Annotated in this window: 11 protein-coding genes and 1 pseudogene; 6 read left to right on the top strand and 6 right to left on the bottom strand. The window is 63.7% G+C overall.

Annotation, left to right across the window (positions count from 1 at the left end; genetic code table 11):
* Positions 1–16: 16 nt before the first annotated feature.
* The 3 genes and pseudogenes from ACZ522_RS01925 to rhcE form a co-directional block, all read right to left on the bottom strand.
* Positions 17–3,286 carry an alpha-L-rhamnosidase gene (locus ACZ522_RS01925; RefSeq protein WP_379694793.1) on the bottom strand — a complete coding sequence of 1,090 codons (3,270 nt, stop codon included), beginning with the start codon at positions 3,284–3,286 and terminating at the stop codon, positions 17–19.
* A gap of 207 nt (positions 3,287–3,493) precedes the next feature.
* A pseudogene (locus ACZ522_RS01920) lies at positions 3,494–3,655 on the bottom strand (L-rhamnonate dehydratase); the annotation flags it as partial.
* Between the two features lie 125 nt (positions 3,656–3,780).
* Positions 3,781–4,815 carry a 2-keto-3-deoxy-L-rhamnonate dehydrogenase gene (rhcE, locus tag ACZ522_RS01915; protein WP_379694795.1) on the bottom strand — a complete coding sequence of 345 codons (1,035 nt, stop codon included), beginning with the start codon at positions 4,813–4,815 and terminating at the stop codon, positions 3,781–3,783.
* 187 nt (positions 4,816–5,002) lie between these two features.
* Between rhcE and ACZ522_RS01910 the strand changes: the two genes are divergently transcribed.
* The 5 genes from ACZ522_RS01910 to ACZ522_RS01890 all read left to right on the top strand — a co-directional run bounded on the left by ACZ522_RS01910 (position 5,003) and on the right by ACZ522_RS01890 (position 10,226).
* The gene (locus tag ACZ522_RS01910; protein ID WP_379694798.1) at positions 5,003–5,527 is read left to right on the top strand and encodes an LUD domain-containing protein; all 525 of its coding nucleotides are present in this window, start codon (positions 5,003–5,005) and stop codon (positions 5,525–5,527) included.
* Positions 5,528–5,529: 2 nt separating this feature from the next.
* Entirely contained in the window at positions 5,530–7,770 is a 2,241-nt protein-coding gene (locus ACZ522_RS01905) for an LUD domain-containing protein (protein WP_379694800.1), read from the top strand.
* A gap of 847 nt (positions 7,771–8,617) precedes the next feature.
* Positions 8,618–9,124, top strand: coding sequence for an IclR family transcriptional regulator (locus ACZ522_RS01900; RefSeq protein WP_379694802.1), 507 nt, complete (start codon positions 8,618–8,620; stop codon positions 9,122–9,124).
* Complete coding sequence (locus ACZ522_RS01895; protein ID WP_464391764.1) at positions 9,078–9,410, top strand: IclR family transcriptional regulator domain-containing protein; 333 nt, start codon at positions 9,078–9,080, stop codon at positions 9,408–9,410. Before ACZ522_RS01900 ends, ACZ522_RS01895 begins: the two co-directional genes overlap by 47 nt.
* 414 nt (positions 9,411–9,824) lie before the next feature.
* Complete coding sequence (locus tag ACZ522_RS01890) at positions 9,825–10,226, top strand: DUF7475 family protein (RefSeq protein WP_379694805.1); 402 nt, start codon at positions 9,825–9,827, stop codon at positions 10,224–10,226.
* 854 nt (positions 10,227–11,080) lie between these two features.
* Here the strand turns inward: ACZ522_RS01890 and ACZ522_RS01885 are convergent.
* Positions 11,081–11,362 (bottom strand): hypothetical protein, encoded by a 282-nt coding sequence (locus tag ACZ522_RS01885; RefSeq protein ID WP_379694808.1) that lies wholly within the window; start codon positions 11,360–11,362, stop codon positions 11,081–11,083.
* Positions 11,363–11,753: 391 nt separating this feature from the next.
* On the opposite strand from ACZ522_RS01885, the gene fer reads away from it, so the two are divergent.
* Positions 11,754–12,443 (top strand): ferredoxin Fer, encoded by a 690-nt coding sequence (gene fer / locus ACZ522_RS01880; protein WP_379694811.1) that lies wholly within the window; start codon positions 11,754–11,756, stop codon positions 12,441–12,443.
* Positions 12,444–12,548: 105 nt separating this feature from the next.
* On the opposite strand, the gene ACZ522_RS01875 is transcribed toward fer, so the two are convergent.
* Both ACZ522_RS01875 and ACZ522_RS01870 read right to left on the bottom strand, forming a co-directional pair.
* A complete protein-coding gene (locus ACZ522_RS01875) occupies positions 12,549–13,811 on the bottom strand; it encodes a dicarboxylate/amino acid:cation symporter (protein WP_379694814.1) in 1,263 nt (420 codons plus the stop codon).
* 366 nt (positions 13,812–14,177) lie between these two features.
* The gene (locus tag ACZ522_RS01870) at positions 14,178–15,509 is read right to left on the bottom strand and encodes a cytochrome P450 (RefSeq protein ID WP_379694817.1); all 1,332 of its coding nucleotides are present in this window, start codon (positions 15,507–15,509) and stop codon (positions 14,178–14,180) included.
* Between the last annotated feature and the right edge of the window lie 43 nt (positions 15,510–15,552).

Genomic DNA, 15,552 nt, shown 5'->3' with positions numbered 1-15,552 from the left:
GCCGCGATGTCCCGAGTTACTCGACGGAGAAGCCGTACTCCCCCGCGCCGATTTCGACGAGGACATCGTCGCCGTCGCGTTCGACAGAGAGGATGCCGTCGGGCGCGCCCTCGGACAGTCGAACGTCAGACTCGGTCACCGTCCTCTCGGCCGCGTCGGGGAGTCGGACCGTCGCTCGGCCGTTCCACGGGACGGTCGCGGACAGTTCGTACCCTCCCTCGCCATCGCGCTCCCACTCGACCAACAGTTCGCCGGTTCGAGTCTCGACGCTGGCCGACACCCAATCGAGGTCTGCGACCAGCGACGGCGCGATAGTCACGTGGTCGGTGACCGGTCGGTTGCCGAGTCGAATTCCGGCGAGCACCTCGTAGAAGAACTCGGAGACGTGCGCGAACGGCGAGTGGTTCAGCGAGTTCATACCCGAGCCGACGCTCTCGTCGGAGTTCCAGCGCTCCCACATCGTCGTCGCGCCGTTGCGGACCATGTACACCCAGCCGGGCTGTTCGGGTTGGCTGACGACCTGATACGCCACGTCGGCGTAGCCATGGTCGGCCAGCGTGTGGATCAGCGGTCGCGTCCCGAGGAAGCCGGTTTTGAGCTTCCCGCCGTCGGACCGGACCTTCTCGGCGAGGTTCTCGGCGACCCGGGCGACGTGGTCGTCGGGCACCATCCCGAGGAACAACGGGACGGCGTACGACGATTGGGTCCCCGGACCGTAGGTTCCCGATTCGGGGTCGAAGTAGCGGTCGTTGAAGGCATCGGCGACGTACTCGGCGCGTTCGCGGTAGTCCTCGGCGTCCGCCTCGTTGCCCACCGCGTCGGCGACCTCGGCGAAGGTGTCCACGACCTGATAGAGGAAGGCGGTGTTGTACAGGTCGTGAGGCAGCCCGCGACGCCCGTCGGCGTTCTCGAAGGCCAGCCAGTCGCCGAACTTCCCGTAGTCGTCGGGGAGGATGCCGTCCTCGGTGTTCTCGTACCAGTAATCGACGTACTCGCGCATCCCCTCGTACTGCTCGCGGAGGATCCCCTCGTCGCCGTCGTGCAGGTAGAGGTACCAGGGGACCACCACGCGCGTGATCGACCACGTGGGGTCGGCGGGGTCCTCAACGGCCTTGTTGGGGATGACGTCGGGGACGTAGCCCATCTCCGTGGCGACGTCGTCGTGGTCGCGGGCCCACTTCTCGTCGAAGCGAACGGCGTCGAAGTTGAAGAGCAGCGACCGGGTGGAGATGTGGGCGTCGCCGGTCCACCCGAATCGCTCGTCGCGTTGGGGGCAGTCCTCCGGGATCGAGTGCGTGTTGCTACGGAGTCCCCAGACGGCGTTGTGCTGGAGTTGGTTGAGTTCCTCGTTCGAGCAGGCGAACTCGCCCCGCCGGTCCATCGCCGTGTGGACGACCTTCGCGGTTACCTTCTCCGGGTCGAACTCGCCGGGGTAGCCCGTCACCTGCGCGTACCGGAAGCCGTGGTAGGTGAACCGCGGTTCGTAGGTCTCCGTCGCCTCGCCGCGGGCGACGTACGTGTCCGTCGCGTCGGCCGTGCGGAGGTCGGTCGTAGACAGGTCGCCCTCCTCGGTGAGTGCCTCCGCGTGGCGGACCGTGATTTCGTCGCCCGCGTCGGGGTCGTCGAGTTCCAGTTCGACCCACCCGGTGAGGTTCTGTCCGAAATCGAGTATCGGGCCCTCTCGGTGGTCGCGGACCTCCTCGACGTCGAAGGTTTCGACGACTCGCATCGGTTCGATACGTTCGGGGCGAAGCGTCCCGCCGGGAGCATCGACGACGGCCGCGTCGTCCCACGACGAGGCGTCGTACTTGGGAGTGCACCAGCCGTCCTCCTCCCGTCGGGCGTCGTACGTCTCGCCGTCGTAGATGTCGTTCGCAAGAATCGGGCTCTCGGTGGCGCTCCAGTCGGCGTGCGTCGTAATCCGCCGCGTCGTCCCGTCTTCGAACTCCACGGTGAGTACCGCACGGGCGCGCGGAGACCCGTCGTTGACCCAGTACGAACTGCTCTTCGCGAACCACCCGCGACCGAGCCAGATGCCGACGGCGTTCGAACCCTCGCCGAGTCGGTCGGTGAGGTCGTGGGTCGCGTAGAGAACCCGCTGTTCGTAGTCCGTCCACGCCGGGTCGAGTCGTCGGTCGCTTATCCGAGTCCCGTTCACGTGCAACTCGCCGTAGCCGACGGCGGCGACGTGCATTCGCGCCGATCGGACGGGCTTATCGAGGTCGAACTCCGTCCGGAGGAGCGGCGACGTAGAACCCGCTTGCGACTCCGTGCGCCCGTTCACCAGGTGGTCACGCCCCCACGTGTCGGTCTCGTACGACGAGGACGCCTCGACGAAGCCGTCGGTCGCGAGTTCGGTCCTGTCGGGACCCTCCACGGAGAGGGCGGCCAGCGCGAAGCACTGCCACGCGCCGGTCTGCACGACGCGTCGGTCTCGGCTGCGGATGTGAGACGTATCCCACGTCGAAGGGGTGACCTCGAAGAGGTCGGTCGCCGTGACCCGCACGTACCGACCGCTGACGTCGAGGCCGTCGTGGGTTTCGACGGGAACGCCCTCGTCGGGGACGCCCTCCGGTTCCTCCTCCGAGTCGTCGTCTTCGAACTCGACATCGGCGACGACCGTCGCGTCGCCGAAGCCGGGGTCGTCGGCTACCTCGACGCGGTAGGCGTCGGGGAATCCGAAGCCCTCGATGGGGTTCTCCGACCAAGAGATGGTGACGGCGGTGTCGTCCGGCGTCCGTACGATATCGACGGGTTCCGCCCCGTGGAGCGAGATAGCGGAGATATCGCGGGACTCGTCTAAGTCCACCTCGACCCACTCTTCGCCGTCCTCGTCCGGACGCTGCCACTGACTGCGCCAGCCGTTCGTGTCGCCCTCGCCGGGTTGGTAGGCGATCCAGTCGCCCCGCCAGCTCTCCGGGTCCAACGCCGTCGCGAACCGCGCCGGTTCGGCCCACTCCGTTTCGCGGTCGCCGGTCCAGACCTTCACCGACCAGTAGTAGGTCTCGTCGGCACCGAGGGTCGGGCCGTCGTACTCGACGTTGCTCGCGCGACTCGACTCGACGCGGCCGGAGTCCCAGAGCGTTCCGCGACCGGCGGCGACGGCGTCGCGGTCCCGGCCGACGACGAGTCGGTACGTCCGCTGACCGGCACCCCGTTCGTCGGTCGCGACTCGCCACGAGAACCGCGGCGACGTGGTGGGGTCGACGTTCTCGGGGGCGTCCTCGAACCCGACCTCGAGGCCTGTCGGTCGGTGGAGCCTCTCCTCGGCGGAGGTGGGTGACATAGGTGGAACTGTGTATATGATAAGGTAAATCTTTGGACTCAGGCCCGGAACACCGATTCTCCGGTGGGACAACGATGTAAAGCGGTCGATTCGTCCGACGGGCGGTGGCCTAATGGAAAAATCTTAATGCCTGTAGGGGGGATGGTTACCTATCGCATGGGCGAGCTTAAACTAGAGCACCTGACGAAGGAGTTCAGAGAGCGCATCGTCGCCGACGGAGCCCATCCACTTACGGCGGGCTTGCGGGTTGTCGCCGTCGGCGTTGTTCTACTCCTCGAACTTGCTCATCACGGTGACGAGCGGGAGCTCGACGAACTCGCCCCACGACTCGGTGCTCACTTTCGTCGCCGAAATACCTGTAATCTCCATGGCGGTGTCGTATCTTCACGACCACTCGGTAACCGAAAGAATTTTCCATCGGAGACTACGCGGGTTGGGCAGTGCATCCGCTCTCCACCGAGGCGGCCGGCGACACGCCCGACTGAGACGGTCGGTCAGCGGTCGAACTGGAATACCGGCTTACAGGTCTCGGAGCTGAGAAACGCCTCGAACGCCGACGCGGGGTCGTCGATACCGTACGACGTGTCGAGAATCTTATCGACGGCGATGTCGCCGCGTTCCATCAGCCTGAGCGCCTGTTCGAAGTTCGTCCACGTCGACCCGTACGAGGAGTTCACCTCGATTTCGCCGCGGACGACCGGAGTGAGGTTGACCTCGCTGGTGTCGTTGGGGATGCCCACGACGACCACCTGACCTCCCTTCCGCGTGTACTCTGTCGCCGTCCCGACGCCGGTGTGGTGCCCCGTTGCGTCGAACACTACGTCGAACCCGACGCCGTCGGTGAGCGAATCGACGTAGTCGTCGATGCCGGCGTCGGACCGGACGTTGACCGTCTCGATACCCATATCTTCGAGGAGCGGGAGCCGGTACTTCGTGTCCTGTTCGAGGCCGGAGACGACGATATTCGCGCCGAGCGAGTCCGCAACGGCGGCGACGAGGACGCCGATGGGGCCCGGGCCTTCGACGAGAACGTTGTCCCCCGGCGTCGTGTTCGACCGAGTGAGGACCGCACGCGCCGCGATGCTCGTCGGTTCCGTGATGGCCGCGTGTCTGAGCGGAACGCTCTCGGGGACGGCGTGGACGTGTTCGGGCGCGACGGCGACGTACTCGGTGTAGGCACCGTCCCGGTGCATTCCGGTGATAGAGAAGTTCTGACAGACGTTCGGCTGTCCGTTCTTACACTGGAAGCAGTGGCCGCAGTCGTGAATCGGTTCCTCGACGACTTTGTCTCCGACTTCGAAGCCTTCCGCGTCGGAACCGACTTCGACGACTTCGCCGGAGTACTCGTGGCCCATGATGCGGGGGATGGGAATCCACTCGTATCCACCGTCGTACTTGTACGCGTGAGCGTCGCTCCCGCACAGTCCGGCCGTGTGGACTTTCACGAGCACTTCGTCTGCGTCTGGAGAGGGGGCTTGACGCTCCTGTGTCTCTACGGAGCGGGGTCCCGTCTGAACGATTGCTTTCATAGTTGCTGGGAATGGTCGAATCGGTCGACTCAGTAAAGCCATACGGGTACGCAGGCTAATAATTTTGGGTACGCGGGGGTGCGTCCGAGGAACGGGAAATCGAGCGTGCCGCTGACGGAGACCAGAACACCGGACAGTGCCCCCAACCGAAACTAAATAGGGGTGTGGCGCTTGCGTTCGCACACCGATGTCGTCATCCACACTCTCGCGGTTCGAGTCCGTACTGGACGAGTTGGACGTGTCCGTAACTCGCGTCACCGAAGCGGAGTTCCAGAGCCGCATCGACGAAGTCGTCGAATCGCCCGCCGTCGGCGTCGCCCTCGACGAGACGTTCGGCGACCCCGAACTCGCGCTGTCCGGAACGTCCGTCGAAGTCGACCCGACGCCCGCGACGCTCCGGGCGGCGACGACCGGCGTGACCGGCGCGTCACTCGGAATCGCCGACTACGGGTCGCTCGTCCTCTCGGTCACCGACCGCGCGAGCGAACTGGTGAGTCTGTTCGTGGACCGTCACGTGGCCGTCGTCAGGGAGAACGACGTCGAGAGAGACATGGAGTCCGCGGTTCGGTCGCTCGGTTCAGAGTTCCGTCGGACGAAGGGAAGCGCCGTTATCGCGACCGGACCGAGCGCGACGGCAGACATGGGCGCGTTGGTGAAGGGCGCGCACGGGCCGCGGGAAGTCCACGTCGTCGTTCTCACGGAGGGCGAGTGACGATGTCCAAGGCCGACGACATCCGCAGACTCATGCGGACCGAAGGCGCGGCGGTGGCAGAGAACACGCGGGCGTTCAACGAGGGCCGGTACCGGTCGGTCGCCGACCTCGAAGACTACGAAGCGCTGAAGGACGAGGCCCGCGCCGTCAAGGAGGACGCCATCGAACGCCTCCCCCGACTCGTCGATCAGTTGCGCGAGAGCGTCGAGGCGAACGGCGGGACGGTGTACGTCGCCGACGACGCCGCGGACGCGAACGAGTACATCCGCTCCGTCGTCTCCGACCGGGACGCCGACCGCGTCGTGAAGTCGAAGTCGATGACCACCGAAGAGATAGAGGTCAACGACGCGCTCGAAGCCGACGGCGTGGACGTGGTGGAGACCGACCTCGGCGAGTGGGTGCTTCAGGTCGCCGACGAGGCCCCTTCCCACATCGTCGCGCCCGCCATTCACAAGTCCCGAGAGGCCATCGCCGACCTGTTCAACGAGGCGTTCGACCCCGAAGAACCGCTGGAGACCGCGGCAGACCTCACGTACTTCGCGCGCGAGAAACTCGGCGAGCAGATACTGGACGCCGAGGTGGGCATCACCGGTGCGAACTTCCTCGCGGCAGACACCGGAACGATGGCGCTCGTGACCAGCGAGGGTAACGCGCGCAAGACCGTCGCCGCGACGGACACGCAGATAACCGTCGCGGGCGTCGAGAAGGTGATTCCGTCCGTCGAAGACCTCCATCCGTTCGTCGAACTCATCGGTCGCTCGGGGACCGGACAGGACATCACCTCGTACGTCTCGCTTCTGACGCCGCCGGTGGATACCCCGGTCGTCGACTTCGAGGACGACACCACACCGCTGTCAGAGTTCGACGCCGACCGCGACTTCCACCTCGTCCTCGTGGACAACGGGCGCACGGAGATGCGCGAAGACGAACAGTTGAAGGAGACGCTGTACTGTATCCGGTGTTCGGCCTGTTCGAACTCGTGTGCGAACTTCCAGAGCGTCGGCGGCCACGCCTTCGGCGGCGAGACGTACTCCGGCGGCATCGCCACAGGGTGGGAAGCCGGCATCGAGGGACTCGACACCGCCGCGGAGTTCAACGACCTCTGTACCGGCTGTACGCGGTGTGTCAACGCCTGCCCGGTGAAGATAGACATCCCGTGGATAAACACGGTCGTCCGCGACCGGATCAACCGCGGGGACGAACAGGAGTTCGACTGGTTGGTCGAGGGGTTGACGCCGGACGAGGAACCCGGTGGTGTCGATATGCAAAAACGGTTCTTCGGCAACTTCGAGACGGTGGCGAAGGTCGGCAGCGCGACGGCACCGCTCTCGAACTGGCTCGCCGACACCGACGCATCCCGGTGGGCGATGGAGAAGGGACTCGGTATCGACCCCCGGCGCGACCTCCCGACGTTCGAACGGGAGACGCTGGTCAAGTGGTTCGAGAAGCGAGGCGGCCGCGCCGCCTCGGCAGAGCGAGCGATGAGGGTGCGGACAGAACGCGACTCCCGCGTGACGAATCCGGAGCGACGCGCCGTCATCTACCCGGACCTGTACACGAACCACGTGCAGGTCGAACGCGGCAAAGCCGCCGTCCGCGCCCTCGAAGCACTCGGCGTGGAGGTGGCCGTCCCGCCAGTGGCCTCCAGCGGCCGCGCCCCCTACTCGCAGGGGATGGTCGCTACCGCGGCCGACCACGCGGAACGCGTCACCGAGACGCTCGCGCCGTACGTCAAGGACGGCTACGACGTGGTCGTCGTCGAGCCGAGCGACCACGCCATGTTCACGCGGGAGTACGAACGACTCGTCGCCGACGACACCTTCGAGATGCTCTCGGAGAACAGCTACGAGGTACTGGAGTACGTGTACGGCCTCCTGCAGAACGGTGCCGACGCCGACGCACTCGCCGCGGGCGACGGCGCGGGTGTCGCCTACCACAGCCACTGTCAACAGCGGACCCTCGGGCTGGAGACGTACACCGTCGCCGTCTTGAACGAGTGCGGCTACGACGTAGTCACCTCGGACGTGGAGTGCTGCGGGATGGCGGGGAGTTTCGGCTACAAATCCGACTACTACGAGCTCAGCATAGACGTCGGCGACCGACTCAGAGGCCAACTGCAAACCGGCGACGCCGCCGACCGACGGGTCGTCGCCAGCGGTACCTCCTGTCTGGAGCAGATAGACGCTCTGTTGGAGCGACGACCGCGTCATCCGGTCGAGTTGCTCGCGGAGTCGATCCCGTAATCCGGGCGGTCGGAGACGGCGCGGAGACCGAGTAGACAGTTACATACCCGGAAGGGAGTCCGACGGACGACTCTCCTTCCGACTATACCGGAAGGATATGGCGAATCGTCTCTCCTCGGTTTTCGTACGTTCGGTCGAGGAGGGAGAGAACGCCGCAGTCACCGACAGATATCTGCTCCGTTAAAAGAGGGCTATCGAAAACTATCCGATAATATCGAACGTGCGCATCTCACCAGAATTCTCCTCGCAAACCGGTTCGAATCCGAGAGATGGACGAAATCCCGTACGTCGCACCGTTGCCGACGATACCGAGCACGGATGTGTCGAAAGGAGCTTTGGCGACCCGCGTAAAGCGTAAACTGCCTCGGATCGAGCCCTATACTGCAGAGAACGTACTCGGCATCGGACTCTCACGCACGGAGCGGAGGACTACAACTGACAGTCGTCCGAAGAAATCGTTCCGGGAAGCGTTTCCGACAATGACGGATAGAGGTCCGGCGGTGTCGGACTGTCCGTTCTCCGGAGAGGGGCGCGATTCCATCTACGTCCGTTTTCGGTCACGTCTCGGTGACTCGCTTTCCGACGGATGCGCCCGTACCTAACCGACAGAGCGGTCAGGACACGGGGTGAGAGCAGTCAGAGGAGGCGGCAGAGGGCGAATTCGTTACGAGCATAGTACTGTAATCGACCCGGTGAGAGTCCGCCCTCGCCGAACAGTTCCGCCGAGAGAGCAGCGAATACGTGCGTATCACGTCGATGAGAACGAGGTCATCACGCTCAGGGGACCGTCAGGGGGCGGGCTTGTCGTTTTCCGACGATTTATACGAGTCTGCGGAGAGTCCGATACATGGGATCACCACCTCTCAAAACGGTATCGCGTGCGTTCGAAGTGCTGCGAATTCTCGACGAACGGGAGGGGGCGCGTCCGTCCGAGGTGGCTTCCGAACTCGGGGTCACGCGGGCAACGGCGCACGATTACCTCGTGTCCTTGGCGGAGGTCGGATACGTCTCTCGGGACGAGGGACTGTACGAAGTCGGCTATCGGTTCCTCCAGTTGGGCAATCGGAAGAAGTACCGCAGTCGGTTGTTTTACGCTTCAATTCGCTCCGCGGTGGACCTCTATAGAGAAACCGGAGAGCTCGTCCAGATCGGTGTCGAAGAACAGGGGGAGTGGGTGCTTCTTCATGCGGAAACCGACCGGGGACGGGTCGGTCCCAGTCCGTACAGCGGTTTTCGGACTCCGCTTCACACCCACGCCGCCGGAAAGGTGATACTGGCGGGGTTCTCGGAGGAACGCCGTACAGTTACTGGACGGAGACTCGCTTCGCGCAGTAACCGAGCAGACGATAACTGACCCCGCGACGCTTCGGCGGGAACTCGACCAGATTGCTGACGACGGATACGCCGTCGATTGGGACGAACAAGCCATCGGAGTCGGATTTGTCGCGTGCCCCCTTTCCGTCGACGACGTGTTGGGGAGTATCTCGGTCGGAGGCCCCACCAGTAAACTTCGGCGTGAGGAGTATTGTGAGACGCTCGTTCGGAAGCTAGAGGCGGCAGCTGATGATATCTGTGTCACCTACCGCCAGTTACTGAATCAGAGATCACCTCTCCCCGAAGACACGTTCGAGAATATCTGACGACTTCGATCGGTATCGTACGTCGCTTTCACGTTCACCATAGTTCCACTCCATACCGCTCAAGATAAAGCGGATCTTACAGCGCTACAGTTGTAATGGTGTTCTCGGAAGATATCGACGGTCGTTAGATATACCCTTACGATCTGTTCCCTCACAGGACACCGGCCGACCGACGATACACGGGAATCGTCACTCTCCCGAGACGAACTCGACGGGGACACTCCGAACCGTACTGATACTTGTCCGATACTCCATCGGTTCGGTATCCGATGAGCTCTCCGTCAGCGCGTTTCCTGCGGTCTGGTGACTGCACCACGCTACAGGGGACGATTTTTCGATACCTTACGAAGTCGACAGGTTAGGGGAACCTGAAAGTGGAAAAACATATCTTCCTAAGCACCTCTGTTACAGACGATGTCCGAGACAGCAGCCAACACCTCCCGTGGTTCCTCTCTCACCAGGGGAGTTCCGTCCGGAGTCGTACCGTACGTGATGATCGCTGCAGCGCTCGTTTCGGCGGCGATTCACCTGTGGCTCGTTCCGGTCGTAATCGCATTCGACATCACGCAGGCGATCTTGTTCGTCCTCGCCGCCCTCGGCTTCGTCGCGGGCGTAGTGATCTACGTAACTCGCTACTGGCGCCGCGAGTTCTACCTCCTTATGGGGCTACTCGCCGTCGCTCAGATAGTCGCGTACTTCGTCATGGGCGGCCCGGCGAACACGATGGCGATCGTCTCCAAATCCGCCGAAGCGATCGTCGCACTCGCCGCCACGTACCTCTATACGACCGCCGAGCCATCGGCAAGTACGATCTAAACAGTACGAGTTAGTCGCCGCCGGTGGCATCGGCATCAGAGCGACGGGTGACGAGCCGCCACTTCCCGCTTCGGAACCGGGCGACATTGACGACGGCTTGGACGGAAAAGTCGACGAGGATCGCAGCCTAGACCGCGGTCACGCCCGATCCGCACGAACTGTCGGCGACGGCTCGGCCCGACCGATCTCCGGGACGGAGAAACTGTAGTCGGGGAGCAGCGCGATGGTGCAGTGAGCGCATTCACCGAACCTGAAGAGCACTATCGATAGAAGTAATTGGACTATCCCTGAACCGGAGAAGTGGTCGCAAACATAGATTTCGATTTATCGATAGTCCACGCCGGGTATTTATCCACACACGGACGATACTTTTGGATACTTCTTCGAGATACGTGCATTCCACCCTTATTCTACCAAATATTAGTTTTTCGCCTTTATAGTGCCGATTATCCACCTATAACGACATTTTATGGTAATATGTCCAAGATATGTCTCGACGAGACCACTTCCGGACGGACGTTCTGTGATCGGAACCGGACACCGGCGAACCGGTGCATACAATAATATCTGTTCGTTCGATCGAGGGACGATCAGAAACTCGTGTTCGTCGCCCGGGAGCGAAGAGAAACGAACCAATCGCGTTCTCGTCGAACTCCGCGGCGACCGAGTTCGAAATCGGACCGTCAGGTCCCGACGCCGCCATCGAAGCCGATTGCCTCTATCCGCTTTCCGACGACGATAGCCGACAGTCTCGTCGGGCGAGAGTCGTACCGCAGAGAGAGACGTGACGGACGTACTGGTGAATATTTTGCGTGGGAAGCCTGTTCATGAGGAGGGCACGACCACGTCCGGAACTACTCGGAACGAGAGAGTACGTCCGGCACGAATCGCCGTAACAGGTAGTTAGTCAGCAGTATCAGAGCCATCAGGAAGGCGATTAGCTGAATTCCGCTGTCCGGGTCCGCTCCGAGAGGTACTCGGAGCCCGAAAAATTCGAGGGCTATCAGGCACGTGCCGAGAAATCCCAGGATATGGACCACCAGCTTCACCCACGTGCGACTGCCGAACGCGGTTATCACGTTGTATCCGGATACGCCGAGAACGATTACCGTCGCGACGGTGCCGACTAACTGCATTAGCAGATAGTTGAATTCCTTCTGACATATATCCACACCCGACTACCGAGCGGACTGCTCGGCCGGGTTCGTCCGAGGCTCCGTTCGCGCCGTGGAGTCGGACGTCCGAACAGAGCGCGCGTCGAACCGGGGACACCCCTCGTTCAGGGTGAAAACGCGACCGGCGAGGCGCGAATACGCGGAGAACCGCCGGACCGTTCGGTCGGTAGAGACGGTATGCAGGCCGTCTCACGCGTATCGTCCGTCTCGCGTCGTCGTCCGACTGCGCCGACGCCTCCCGCGTCGTTTTCACTCTGAACGGGGGGTCCGAAACGACCTCGGCGGCCCGCAAAACTTCCGCGACGAGGCGGCAGGGAGAGGATTTATGATTCTCATCGCCCCATCCCTAGGCGTGGAGTCCCCGTTCGAGATTTTAGGAGTCGATTCGGATGCGGACGACGCGGAAATCGAGCGAGCGTACAGGCGACGGGTGAAGGAATCCCACCCCGACCACGGCGGGTCGGCGGAGGAGTTTCAGGCGGTGTACGCGGCGTACAGGGAGATTCTGAACGGATACGACGGCGAGGGCGGCGCGGACGACGGCGAGGGCGCCGACCGTCCCTCGCGGCGGGGAGACGCGAACGGACGCGGAGACGAGGACGACGAGGACGAACCGGAGGAGTCGCGCGTGGAGTTCCTCAACTACGAAGTCCTCGACGACCACGGGTGGGCACTGGACGACGACGACCTGTTCGAGAAGGCGTCCGCCGCGGGACTCGACCCGGCGGACTACGGCGAGATACCGGTCGAACCGAACCAGTCGCTCCTGGAGGCGGCCGAGGACCAGGGGTTCGCGTGGCCGTACGCCTGCCGGGGCGGGGCGTGCGCGAACTGCGCCGTCGCGGTCATCGAAGGGGAGATGGAGATGGATTCGAGCAACATCCTCCCCTCCGAGATGATAGCGGACGGAATCAGGCTCTCCTGTCTCAACGCCCCCATCACCGACGAGATGAAAGTCGTCTACAACGTCAAGCACCTCCCGAACCTCGACGAACTCAAACTACCGCCGGACCGGTTCGAGCGGGCGCACCTCAACGACTGACCGCGGGACGGCGAACCGTACGGCTCCCACTCCGTCCACGCTCCGACGAACGCGCCGTCCGACTCGTGCCACACCGTCGCGCCGGACTCCGGAGTCGGCGGAGAGTCACGTCCAGACGCCGCCGTCGAAGTCGACGGCGTCGTTCCACTTCCCCACGACGGTAGCGACCGCCAAGTCGCCGGTGACGTTATTCATCGTCGCGATGCGGCCGAGAATCGGGTCAACGCCGGCGACGAACCCCACGACCGTGAGAGGAAGGCCGACCTGATTGAGGACGACCGTGAGCATGACTATCCCCGCACCGGGGACGCCGGCGGTTCCGATGCTGATGAGTACGGCGACGGCCAGAACGAGGACTTGCTCGGAGAGTGCGAGCGGTTGTCCCACGACGTTCGCGGCGAACACGACAGTGATCGCCTGTCGGATAGCCGCGCCGTCCATGTTCGCGGTGGCTCCGACCGGAAGTGCGAACGAGTAGACCCGCTCTCCGATGCGGAGGTCCTCTTCGGCGTTGGTCATCGTCACCGGAAGCGTTCCGCTCGAGGAACGCGTGGCGAAGGCCGTCACCATCGCGTCTTTCGCACCGGCGAGGAACGCGAGGGGCGACGCGCCCACGACGAGGCCCATGAGGACGAAGAGGTACGTGAAGGCGATGTGGATGACGACTGCGATAGCGACGGCCACCACGAGTACGCCGAGCGACGAGAACACGCCGATACCTTCGCTACCGATTCCCGCGGCCATCAACGCGAACACGCCGACGACGCCGTACTCGAGTACGCCGCGGACGACGACGAACATCGCCTCCGCGCCGACTTCGAACGCCTCGAAGACCGAGTCGACGCGGTCCGCGTACGCGGCCTGCTGAGCGCGCACGTAAGTGAGCGCGATGCCGAAGACGATGACGAAGAAGACCGTCGCGAGGAGGTTACCCTCCGCCATGGCCGCCACCGGATTGCTCGGGACGATGCCCAACACGACTTCCGTGAGCGAGGGCGGTGCCTGAGATTCGGCCGCACCGCCGGCGAACTCGACGCCGCGCCCCGGTTGGAGGACGTTCGCGACGGCGAGGCCGATGATTCCCGCGACGGTAGTCGTCGCGGCGTAGAGACCGACCGTAGCGCCGCCAATTTGTCCGAGTCGCGCCGGAGACAGTTGGCGAATCCCGGTAAGCAGCGTGAAGACGATTATCGGGACCACCAGCATGTTGAGCAACCGGAGGAAGAGGTCGCCGAGCGGTTGAACGACGGTCATCCGTTCGCCGAACGCGATTCCGGCCGCGGAACCGAGGACGAACGCGACGGAGATACGGTATATCAGCGGTACGGAGCGATACCGTCGCCACAGCGACCCGACTGTAGAACTCATGCGAGACAGGAGCGTCTAGATACCCAAACTCTCTCGCATTCTCGCCATATTTGTAGCCGACTACGACGCGACGCGGGTCCGAAGAGCGAACGCCGAAGCGAGAACGGACGGCGAAAACGGACACTTCACCGCCGATAGTCACACAATCCACGCGCTGAATCCGCCGCCGACCCGTCTCGGCCGCTTTCGTCGGTCGCAGTTTCCGGTTAGTGCTGCCTCCAACTGCGCGAAAGCGAGTCGGACAGGGTAATCATCGACGACGTTCTCTCACCGACAGACGGCGGGGAAACCGACTGAGACCGCCTCTTAACGCCGCCTCGCCGCGGCAACGGCGGCACCCGCCGACCGAACCGCCGTCGATCCGGTTCAGTCGTCGTCGCGTTCGTGGGCGACCATCACGACTTCCTCTTTGGGCCGCGAGGTGACCGTCGGTATCACTTCGAGGTTGCGGTCCGAGACCAGTTCGAGGTGGTAGTTCTGGTAGATGGTCGCGAGCAGGAGGCGCGCTTCGAGCATGGCGAACCGGTCGCCGATGCACCGGCGCGGCCCCGCGGCGAACGGGAAGTACGCCAACCGGGGGAGCGACCGCTCTAACTCGTCGGTCCAGCGTTCGGGTTCGAACGAGAGGGCGTCGTCGTACCACCGGGAGTCGCGGTGGACGACCCACTGACTCATCTGAATCGTCGCGCCGGCGGGAATCTCGTACCCGCCGAGGGTGTCGGGTTCGACCGCCTCGCGGACGATTCTCGGAACCGGCGGGTAGAGGCGCATCGACTCTTTGACCACCTGTTCGGTGTACGTCAACTCGGGGACGTCGGCCATCGTCGGCGGCCGGCCGTCCAGCACCTCGTCGAGTTCCGCCACGAGTCGTCGCTCCACGTTCGGGTGCTGCGAGAGGAGGTAGGTGGTGTACGTCAGCGAAACCGCCGTCGTCTCGTGACCGGCGGTGAGGAGCGTGATTATCTCGTCGTGAATCTGGTCGTCGCTGAGGGTGTTTCCCTCCTCGTCGGCCGCCGAGAGCAGCATCGAGACGACGTCGTTCCCGGGGTTCTCACGGCGTTCGCTGATAATCTCCGCGACGACGTCGTCGAGGGTCTGTCGCGCCTCGCGCATCTTCCGGCGCGAGGGGAGGGGTACCTCCTCCGGGAGGAGGATGTTCGGCAGACTCGACGTGGCGGGGAGGAACGTGTCGATGGCCTCGCTTATCTCCTCGAAGCGGTCCTCCACGTCCACGCCGAACAGCGCCTTCGCGACGATTCGGAGCGTCAACTCCATCATGTCGTCGTGGATCAGTCGCCTCTCGCCGTCCGACCACCGCCGGCACATCTCCTCGGTGAACGCGGTCATCATCTCGGCGTACTCCTCGATACGGTCGGGGTGGAACGCCGGTTGGACGAGGTGGCGGTTGCGCCGCCACTCCTCGCCTTCGCTGTTGAGGATGCCGTTGCCGGTGAGTGGGCCGAGAATCTTCTGGAAGCTCTCGCCCTTCACGTAGTTCTGGTTGTTCTGCACGAGGACGCATTCGATGTCGTCCGGGTGGTTGAGTTGGTAGACGTGCCCCCGAACGCCGTCCCAGTGGACGACGTCGCCGTACTCGCGGGCCATGCGCGAGGTGAACTCCAATCCGCCCCGAATCATCGCAGGGTCGGCCCCGAGAACCGGAAGTCCGCGCGGGCCCGGCGGCGTCTCGTGTTGCATCGACTGTCCCTAAGGAGGGAATGCGTTTGGGCCTGTTTACTAG

The sequence above is a fragment of the Halopelagius fulvigenes genome, assembly GCF_055398025.1.
The sequence above is the reverse complement of the archived record's forward strand: the minus strand, read 5'-3'. Positions and strand labels throughout refer to the sequence as shown.

Bases quoted from the DNA above. Each gene is read 5' to 3' on its own strand.
- ACZ522_RS01925 (WP_379694793.1), bottom strand. From the start codon at position 3,286: ATGTCACCCACCTCCGCCGAGGAGAGGCTCCACCGACCGACAGGCCTC.
- rhcE (WP_379694795.1), bottom strand. From the start codon at position 4,815: ATGAAAGCAATCGTTCAGACGGGACCCCGCTCCGTAGAGACACAGGAG.
- ACZ522_RS01910 (WP_379694798.1), top strand. From the start codon at position 5,003: ATGTCGTCATCCACACTCTCGCGGTTCGAGTCCGTACTGGACGAGTTG.
- ACZ522_RS01905 (WP_379694800.1), top strand. From the start codon at position 5,530: ATGTCCAAGGCCGACGACATCCGCAGACTCATGCGGACCGAAGGCGCG.
- ACZ522_RS01900 (WP_379694802.1), top strand. From the start codon at position 8,618: ATGGGATCACCACCTCTCAAAACGGTATCGCGTGCGTTCGAAGTGCTG.
- ACZ522_RS01890 (WP_379694805.1), top strand. From the start codon at position 9,825: ATGTCCGAGACAGCAGCCAACACCTCCCGTGGTTCCTCTCTCACCAGG.
- ACZ522_RS01885 (WP_379694808.1), bottom strand. From the start codon at position 11,362: ATGCAGTTAGTCGGCACCGTCGCGACGGTAATCGTTCTCGGCGTATCC.
- ACZ522_RS01875 (WP_379694814.1), bottom strand. From the start codon at position 13,811: ATGAGTTCTACAGTCGGGTCGCTGTGGCGACGGTATCGCTCCGTACCG.
- ACZ522_RS01870 (WP_379694817.1), bottom strand. From the start codon at position 15,509: ATGCAACACGAGACGCCGCCGGGCCCGCGCGGACTTCCGGTTCTCGGG.